The organism is Okeania sp. SIO2B9, from assembly GCF_010672505.1.
GTDB lineage: Bacteria > Cyanobacteriota > Cyanobacteriia > Cyanobacteriales > Microcoleaceae > Okeania > Okeania hirsuta.
Genome location: NZ_JAAHGK010000171.1, coordinates 1 through 8,131 on the forward strand (window position 1 = coordinate 1; position 8,131 = coordinate 8,131).

At 37.5% G+C, this 8,131-nt stretch carries 8 protein-coding genes and 1 pseudogene; 5 read left to right on the plus strand and 4 right to left on the minus strand.

The window, feature by feature from the left end; translation table 11 throughout:
* The coding region (locus F6K13_RS08560; protein WP_287287210.1) for an ATP/GTP-binding protein at positions 1-696 on the minus strand (696 nt) is incomplete at its 3' end.
* Positions 697-971: 275 nt separating this feature from the next.
* On the opposite strand from F6K13_RS08560, the gene F6K13_RS08565 reads away from it, so the two are divergent.
* Positions 972-1,481, plus strand: coding sequence for a hypothetical protein (locus tag F6K13_RS08565; RefSeq protein WP_192901273.1), 510 nt, complete (start codon positions 972-974; stop codon positions 1,479-1,481).
* A gap of 187 nt (positions 1,482-1,668) precedes the next feature.
* Here the strand turns inward: F6K13_RS08565 and aspS are convergent, their stop codons facing one another.
* Positions 1,669-3,456: an aspartate--tRNA ligase gene (gene aspS / locus F6K13_RS08570; protein WP_124154542.1), complete on the minus strand. Its 1,788-nt coding sequence runs from the start codon at positions 3,454-3,456 to the stop codon at positions 1,669-1,671.
* Positions 3,457-3,522: 66 nt separating this feature from the next.
* Here aspS and F6K13_RS08575 point away from each other — a divergent pair.
* The 3 genes and pseudogenes from F6K13_RS08575 (at position 3,523) to F6K13_RS08585 (ending at position 5,264) form a co-directional block, all read left to right on the plus strand.
* Positions 3,523-4,853, plus strand: a pseudogene (locus tag F6K13_RS08575) (RNA-guided endonuclease InsQ/TnpB family protein).
* Positions 4,854-4,874: 21 nt separating this feature from the next.
* Positions 4,875-5,051, plus strand: coding sequence for a hypothetical protein (locus F6K13_RS08580; protein ID WP_161564449.1), 177 nt, complete (start codon positions 4,875-4,877; stop codon positions 5,049-5,051).
* Positions 5,052-5,066: 15 nt separating this feature from the next.
* Positions 5,067-5,264, plus strand: a complete 198-nt coding sequence (locus tag F6K13_RS08585; RefSeq protein WP_124144364.1) for a hypothetical protein — start codon at positions 5,067-5,069, stop codon at positions 5,262-5,264.
* A 730-nt stretch (positions 5,265-5,994) separates the two neighbouring features.
* On the opposite strand, the gene F6K13_RS08590 is transcribed toward F6K13_RS08585, so the two are convergent.
* Complete coding sequence (locus tag F6K13_RS08590; RefSeq protein WP_124144365.1) at positions 5,995-6,261, minus strand: hypothetical protein; 267 nt, start codon at positions 6,259-6,261, stop codon at positions 5,995-5,997.
* Positions 6,262-6,834: 573 nt separating this feature from the next.
* Between F6K13_RS08590 and F6K13_RS08595 the strand changes: the two genes are divergently transcribed.
* On the plus strand, positions 6,835-7,266 hold the full coding sequence (locus tag F6K13_RS08595) for an NUDIX hydrolase (protein ID WP_124144366.1): 432 nt from the start codon (positions 6,835-6,837) through the stop codon (positions 7,264-7,266).
* 61 nt (positions 7,267-7,327) lie between these two features.
* On the opposite strand, the gene F6K13_RS08600 is transcribed toward F6K13_RS08595, so the two are convergent.
* Entirely contained in the window at positions 7,328-7,642 is a 315-nt protein-coding gene (locus tag F6K13_RS08600) for a zinc ribbon domain-containing protein (protein ID WP_161564450.1), read from the minus strand.
* Between the last annotated feature and the right edge of the window lie 489 nt (positions 7,643-8,131).

Below are 8,131 nucleotides of genomic sequence, written 5' to 3' on the forward strand. Positions count from 1 at the left end.
GGATAGTACATCTTCCTTAAAACCTTGGAAAGTTGCACCTGTTAAAAGTTTTATTTGCAACTGTTCTATCCTATGAGAAAAAGGAGTAACTGTATCAACTAATAACCAGTAGCTTTTATATTCGTTAAGAGTAGTTAATGGTTGATTTTCCCATATTTTAAACTTTTTAGATATAGATATATCCTTATTTACATCCTTAAGAAGCTCAATTATTTTCTCTGGTGGGGTAAATGTTAGCTTTAAATCTGCACCACATCTAATTTCATTATTATCAATATCTATCTCATCAATCAGACTTTCTTGATCGTATTCTTCATTAATATTTTCTGTGGTATCCCAGATTCCTTCAAATTCTTCATAAGTTGCTTTTGACTCTACTACACCAAAATTACCACTGCCAGAAACAAAAGTTTCTCCTTGATAAAAATCATCTGGATTATTGTCACTATTTTGAGGAAATAACCACTTAAGAGATTCTAATTTTGATTTACGGGAAAATTTAATTTCCCGTCGCCAAGCAGTATTTATCCATTCCAAAGGATCTAAAGGATTGCAGTAGGTATAAATCGCTTCTAAAACACTTGTTTTACCTGAATTATTAACACCAACTAATAAATTTATTTGACCTAAATCTTCCAATGTCAAATCTCGCAAACCACGGAAACGATGAATAGTTAAATTATCAATATTTCTCATAAATCTAAAAATATTTATCCGATCATTTCAACAATCAGAAACCAAGTAAGTGGGCCAACCTTAACCTAGTTCAATCCCTATCTACCATTACTATGCAGAAGTCCCATATTTTTTTCTCAACAGTAACAAATATAACATTATTATTTACTGAACTAAATAATATATAGATAGATATAATTCAATAGTAACAAATATAACATTATTATTTACTGAACTAAATAATATATAGATAGATATAATTCAATTATAATAAAAACTATAGTGCTAGAGTAAAAATGACTATTATCACAACTAGAGAAGCAGCTTTTTTATTAGGCATCTGTTGTCAACGAGTGAGAGTCTTGCTTTCTCAAAACAGAATTAAAGGTGCTTATAAGCATAACGGATTTTGGCAAATACCTCTTTATGGGAAAATGCCTGTGGTCATACCAGGAAGGAGAGGTCCGAAAGGTGTTTGGTGTCATCACAAACGAAAGAAGCCAACCATAGTTCATGTTAATCAACATAGAATTAGAAAAAATGGAGATAGAATTAGACACGATCCTCTAATGACTCCCGACCAATTAATACCAGTAGTCTGCTTGAAGCAGACAAATCGTAACGATTTTGGTTATCAGATGATTCTTGAAGGTCCGTGTCGTATAGTTTATCGGCCTTATGAACCCTTGGATTGTGGAGCGCATTTGTGGATTGAGACATACGAGCCTGTACAGTTTGTGGATACCCAGTTTAAACCTTTTGCAGCTAGACGAAGTTATAAAAATGTCAAACGTCAATATGGTTAAGTAATTTAGTTGCAGTTGTTAGACTTCCTTTTTCAGCAGAACTTGAAATTGTTGACTTAAGGTTATAGCAGTAGTCAAACAAGGTGATAATTTACACAAAAGCTGAAACGGCAGAATGCTCAGAAGCAAAATTCTGCCTTTCTGTTTTTCATGCTACGCAAACAGCTCTCGCTGCCTTTTGCTATAACTAAGACTTCGGTTTAGAAATCGAACTAACGTGTAATTCTTTCAATTGCTTTTTATCAACCTCAGACGGTGCATTTGTCAACAAACATTTAGCCTGCTGAGTCTTCGGAAATGCAATTACATCTCGAATTGACTCTTCACCAGCTAACAACATCACCAACCGATCTAAACCATAAGCAATACCACCATGAGGAGGAGTGCCATATTCAAAAGCTTCTAACAAAAAACCGAACTTACTATCAGCTTCCTCATCAGATAAACCAATAGCCTCAAACACTTTTTCCTGTACATCTCGTTGATATATCCGCAGACTACCACCGCCGATTTCATAACCATTAAAAACCAAATCGTAAGCCTGCGCTCGTGCTGTTTTCAAGTCATTAATATCGTCTGGGTGAGGTGCAGTAAATGGGTGATGTAAAGCTTCCAAACGTTTTTCATCCTGATTCCATTCAAACATAGGAAAATCTGTTACCCACAATAAACTAATTTTATTGCGGTCAATTAATCCCAACTCTTCACCCACCACTAACCGCAAACGATCTAAAGTTTTATTCACAGTACTTGCATCATCAGCAGCGAATAATAGCAAATGACCTGGTTTTGCACCCGTGCGTTCTAACAATTCCTGTTTTTGTTCGTCGGTGAGGTTATCTTTAATAGCTCCAATAGTATCTATTTTGCCTTTCTCTTTAACACGAATATAAGCCAAACCTTTGGCTCCTGCTTCACTCGCCTCTTTAAACAAATCGCCACCCGGTTTAATTCTTACATTGGAGATAGCATCGTTACCTCCAGGAATAGGCAACACTTTCACTATCCCACCAGCAGCAACTGCTCCAGAAAATACTTTGAAACCAGAATCTTTCACTAAGTCAGAGACATTTACCAATTCTAAGCCAAACCGAATATCTGGTTTATCGCTGCCGTAACGATCCATTGCTTCTGCATAAGTCAAGCGAGGAAATGGTAGAGGCAAATCTATGCCTTTGACTTTCTCAAAAATATATCCCACCAACTTCTCATTTAATTGGATAATTTCCTCCTGAGACATGAAACTCATTTCCATATCTAACTGAGTAAATTCTGGCTGTCTATCCGCTCGCAAATCTTCATCCCGGAAACAACGAGCGATTTGATAATAACGGTCAAAACCGGAAACCATTAACATTTGTTTGAATAATTGGGGAGACTGAGGTAGAGCAAACCATTCCCCTGCATGAACGCGACTAGGAACAAGATAATCCCGCGCTCCCTCTGGAGTAGAGCGAGTGAGAATGGGTGTTTCGACTTCAATAAAATTTTGTTCGTCTTCCAGGAAACGGCGGATAGCTTTGACAACTTCATGGCGTAGTTGCAGGTTTTTAGTCATGCGCTCCCTTCTCAAATCTAAGTAGCGATATTTGAGTCGCAACTCTTCCCGGACAGATTCTGTTTCGGCAGTGGAAACTTGAAATGGTAATTGTTTCCCTAAACTATTCAACAGTTTAATGTCATCGGCATAAATTTCAACTTCGCCAGTAGGAAGTTTAGGGTTGAGAGACTCTTCCGGGCGACGACTGACTCTACCTGTAATTTGCACAACATATTCATTGCGAATATCCCCAGCTATTTGATATGAGTCAGGAGTCCGCTCTGGGTCACTCACAATTTGGACAATCCCTGTGCGATCGCGCAAATCTAAAAAAATTACGCCCCCATGATCCCGACGACGGTCTACCCATCCACAGAGGTTTACAGTTTCTTCAATATTATTACTATTTAGTTGGCCGCAATAATAGGTTCGCATAATTATCTAAATTACAAATTTAGCTAAAAAATAAATTTTATCATTATATTACTGGGATGCCCGTAAATCACTAATAATTTTAGGTTAAATTCGGATTTAACAAAAGTCGAAAAAGCATACCAATTCAGGTTCTATCCAAACCCAGAGCCGGAAAATCTGCATAGGAGAACTTTGGGGTGCGTTCGACTAATCTACAACAAAGCTTTAGCGGTGAGAACTCAGGCGTGGTATGAACAACAAAGCCGCGAATAGGATATAAGGAAACTTCGGCCATGCTGACCAACTGGAAAAAGCAGGATGACTTAGGATTCCTCAGCGAAGTAAGTTGTGTGCCACTCCAACAAAGTCTCAGGCATTTACAAACAGCTTTTACGAACTTTTTTAGTGGACGGGCTAAAACCCTAACTTTAAGAAAAAGCGCAATGGTGGTAATTCTGAGTTCACAAAGTCCGCATTTAAGTGGAAAGATGGTCAAGTATATTTAGCTAAGTGTGCTGAACCATTGCCTATTAGATGGATGTAGACAACTACCACCAGGTTGTGTACCAAGCACAATTACCGTAAAACTTGACCCATCTGGTAGGTGGTCTGTATCTTTGAGAGTTAATGATACTAGAGATTTGAGCCTCAAGCCACTTAAAAAACAGATAGGCATTGACTTAGGAATTACCAGTCTATTAACGACCAGTGATGGAGAAAAATTTGCTAACCTAAAGAACCATTACAAGTTACACAAAAAATTAAGGTTAGCCCAAAAATCACTTTCTCGTAAAACAAAAGGCTCTAATAACTATCACAAAGCTAGAATAAAAGTAGCTAAGATACACGCAAAAATCAAAGATTCCAGGCTAGACTACACCCATAAACTGACAACCCAACTAATCAGAGAAAATCAAACTGTTGTAGTAGAGGATTTGGCAGTAAAAAACATGGTCAAAAAGGGGTGCGACCCCGCGAATACGCCAGCTCCCTTGCGGAACGCGCACCAAGAGACCATAAATTAGCCAGAGCTATTAGTGATTCTAACTGGGGAGAATTACTCAGGCAATTAGAGTATAAAGCTAAATGGTATGGACGGGAATTAATCAAAATTGACAGATATTTCCCTAGTTCGCGCGCGTTGCTCTAATTGTGGTGATGTAGTAGAGAAATTGCCTCTAAATATCAGGGAGTGGGATTGTCAGTCCTGTGGTACTCACCATGACCGCGATATTAACGCAAGTATAAATAGGGTTTGCTGATGGGAACCCGCGTCGGTGTCAGACGCAAGGGAACGCCCACACTCGAAGGCTGCGGGACTCGCAGTTTTAGTCTGTGGAGCGACTGTAAGACCCAAAGGGAGTAAACCCCGGAAGGCAGGTGCATTGAAGCAGAAAGCCCCTAAAGCGCGATCTTAGGAATCCCGCGCTGTCACGCAAGTGCAGCGTCGGGAGGATGTCAATCAGGATGTCTACAAAAAAATCAGTGCTGTGGGGGAAGAATTACCAATTATCAAACGGGATGGTAGGGTAGTTGCTCAAGGATGGAAGGACCCACAATTTGCTGTAGTTCGTAATGAAGAGAAAGAAATTGGCGTTCGCGGAGCGTGGCGTTAGCCATATCGCTACTTATTGCCCTATGAAACTCCCAGTCCTCAAGAATCAAAAATTCCTATAGAATTACTGAAAGCTCACGATGTAATAGCAGATGAGTTTTCAGGAGTTATTGATACTATGATTCTCCAATATGAAAATGATATCAATATTGCCATGTTCCACTCTGATGAGGTGAATAGACTTGTCACTTTAATAAATTTTCTAATTCTTTAAGAAATTTAAATAGTCGATTTCCTATCTATTCTTTTACTGAATACCAAACTAATTTAGGCGTTGGTAAATCACAGGATGAAATTTGTAGGGACAATTCCCCTGTGGTTGTCAATCATTAACCTGGGTAGGAACGAGGGCGCTACCCCAAAATATAAATCATCCTGTCAATTACCAATGCCCGATTTCCTATCTATTCTTTTACTGAATACCAAACTAATTTAATTACAGCGCTTTTCAGATTGATAAACCACATCGTCATAACCAAAACCTTGTAAGGGCGTTAGCGTAGCTTTGCGGAGCGCAAATGCCATTCGCCCCTACTGTGGTCTACTGAAATGAAAACCGCTGTAAAAGTTGATTTATAAAGATAATCTAAAGAAAGTCTTGTCCAAGTATAACAGTATGCACTAAAGTTAGGACAGCTCTAAAACTTCAAAATCTTATAGGTAATAGTTTTTACCGAAGAATTAATAATTAAATAATTCACGCCTTGAAGCCTCCCCTTTCAAGGGGTAAAAAATAAATTTTTTCCTTGCATGACTTAGGAAATACTTATAGCTATAACATTCAGTGAAGCAATGATTTATGTCACTTTGATTCACCTAAGGTCAGGGGATGAGCTAATTTAAGATTTACTTTATAAACCAGCTCTTAGCTTCAAAGAAAGGTTGGGAAAATTATTATGGCTAGTCAAAAAAGCAGGAAATTTGGTCAAGAAAAATCTCAAAAATCAGAGAGGAACGATAAATCCAGAAATAAATCGAATCAGTAAATCATGAAAAGATTCAGGCTCTGACTTGTGCCAATATTCATCAACTAAATTTTTTTCACTTTTTATAGCTTTTATTTTTACTTTTTTGTTTAAATGTTTCTTCGGTTTGATCTGCTGAGTTTTTTTTTGCTCAGTATGGATGAGAATATACTTTTGCTCAGTATAGATAAGAGTAGACATAGAAATACCTCCTTGACTTAAAAAAAAGTCTTTCTCTTTTGTCATTAGGAGAAGAGAAATTTATTTCTATGTACCTAGCACTATTTATTTTGTTGTTTTTTGTTAATGGCTTGAGTGCAAGGTATTAATTCCTCTTCTCTATACTTATCTACTATACCATTTGAATAAATATTTGCTACAAATGCCTGCTCCATTTTCCCTATAAATCACAGCTTTGTAACATTTTTTCATCTAAATATCAAATTTCATGCATTTTTGCTACATTTTTTTAAGAGCAGGGAGTAGGGAGTAGGAGCAATATATAAATAATTGCTAAAAACATTAACAGGACTTATGCAAAAGACGAAATTATACACCATTTTTAGGTGTGAACGGCCGTTAACTATATGTGATAGTTATGGGTAAGTCCCGATTAATTAACCATTATTACTTAATAACTGAAGTTTTCAATAAATATAACATTATTTTTAAGAATTGTTCTAATACTAATTAGACCATAAAAATCAAGTATATCACTAAGTTTTTAACATTATTAAGTGTCTAATTTAAACATAAAGTTCCTTGGCAATTGGTATTTAGGCAGATAAAATTCAAAATGATTGTTTCTCAAAAATTAACATGGCATATCGCAACCCTACTCCGACCGTTGACATTATTATTGAATTAACTAATCGACCGGGGCGGCCTATTATACTGATCGAACGTCAAAACGAACCTTTTGGTTGGGCAGTTCCTGGTGGGTTTGTTGACTATGGAGAATCTGTCGAAACTGCAGCGCGACGAGAAGCAAAAGAAGAGACCAGTTTAGAAGTAGAATTAATCGAACAATTTTATGTTTATTCTGACCCCAGTCGCGACCCTCGTCAACACACTATGAGTGTTGTATTTATTGCCACTGCTACTGGAGAACCAAAAGCAGCCGATGATGCAAAAAATTTAGCTTTGTTTGAATCTTGGCAAATTCCCCAAGACCTCTGTTTTGACCACGACCGTATTCTCCGAGATTATTTACAGTATCGTCATTATGGTATTAGACCGAGAGTCAAGTGATATTATGAATGTTTACTTCCTGCTTCTTGCGGAACTGTCGGCAGCACTCCGTCCACAGGCATCAACGGTCAAGCCGACCGCATCTCTCGCTCTTTATACTTGGATTTAAGTCTCTGTCTATAGATATACCGCATTCAGAGCAATCAAAAGTTCTCAAGTTTAATGGCATATCCTGAATATGACTGCACCTACTGCAAGTCTTTGATGATGGAAAAAATCTATCTACTATTACTAGCTCACAATCATACCATTGACACTTATACTCAAGTTGTCGTCTAAACTCATAAAAACCTTGGTCTGCACCCACCCCTCTAGCTCCACTCCCGGGAGGGGATGGGGGTGGGTTATGGTTAGCTAAGATTCCAGATACATTCAAATTTTCGAGCGCAACACTGCCGTGGTTCTTGGCTAGGTAGGTTGTAAGTTTATGAAGTGCAACACATACGGATATTAGCTAAACGTTTATGTTGTTTGTTTCATCAGAGCGAAAGCTTCGACGTAAAATCGTTGGTTTATAACCATTATAGTCTGATTTTGCTTATTAAATTGTGTAAGTCCCACTATAGGATCAGCTTTCAAAAGTATTCGTATAATTAGTTTAATCCCACTTAATTTTTTTTCCATATTCCAGAGCGTAGTAAAGTTCTAATCTATCCTGATTATTCAAACTCATCTGAAAAGTAGAACCATCTTCTATCTTTCTAAAAAAGAGGATAAATTCACGATCTTTTTGAAATAATATCAAATCCGTTTAATTCGGTATAAAAAAATGTTCCATCTTCAACCATTACCAAATATTTCTCGATAATTCCCCTCCACCGGAGGGGTTAGGGGTGGGTCCCCACACTCCCCACCATAATAATCT